Raw genomic sequence first — 537 nt, 5'->3', positions numbered from 1 at the left:
GTGTTACCTACTTTGATGGCAGCTTCAGCACCGGAAACCAATACAGCACCAGCTTGAATACCGCGAGGAGCGATGATGTAGCGACGCTCACCGTCTGCATAGCACAACAGTGCAATGAAGGCAGTACGGTTAGGATCGTATTCGATACGCTCTACTTTTGCAGGGATACCGTCTTTGTTACGTTTAAAGTCTACAACACGGTAATGGTGTTTATGACCGCCGCCTTTGTGACGGGTGGTGATATGACCATTATTGTTACGACCGGCAGTAGAATTTTTCTTTTCGAGCAAAGGTGCATAAGGCGCACCTTTGTGCAAACCTTCTGTTACCACGCGAACCATGCCGCGACGGCCTGCAGAAGTTGGCTTCATTTTAACGATTGCCATTTTGTTTATTCCTTATCTGCAGCTGCAGCAGCGGCTTCCAAATCCAACTCTTGACCGGCAGCCAAGCTTACATAAGCCTTTTTAACATCGCTGCGGCGGCCCAAAGTACGACCAAAACGCTTAGTTTTACCTTTAGTAGTAACGGTAGTTA

2 protein-coding genes are annotated in these 537 nt (G+C 47.7%); both read right to left on the bottom strand.

The window, feature by feature from the left end; translation table 11 throughout:
• On the bottom strand, positions 1–386 hold a 386-nt coding region (gene rplB / locus ACTHUR_RS17550), incomplete at its 3' end, for a 50S ribosomal protein L2 (protein ID WP_440400000.1).
• A gap of 5 nt (positions 387–391) precedes the next feature.
• On the bottom strand, positions 392–537 hold a 146-nt coding region (gene rplW / locus ACTHUR_RS17545), incomplete at its 5' end, for a 50S ribosomal protein L23 (protein WP_440400002.1).

Source organism: Neisseria sp. P0021.S007 (assembly GCF_051956855.1).
Note: the sequence above shows the minus strand (reverse complement) of the source record. Positions and strands in the feature narration are given on the sequence as shown.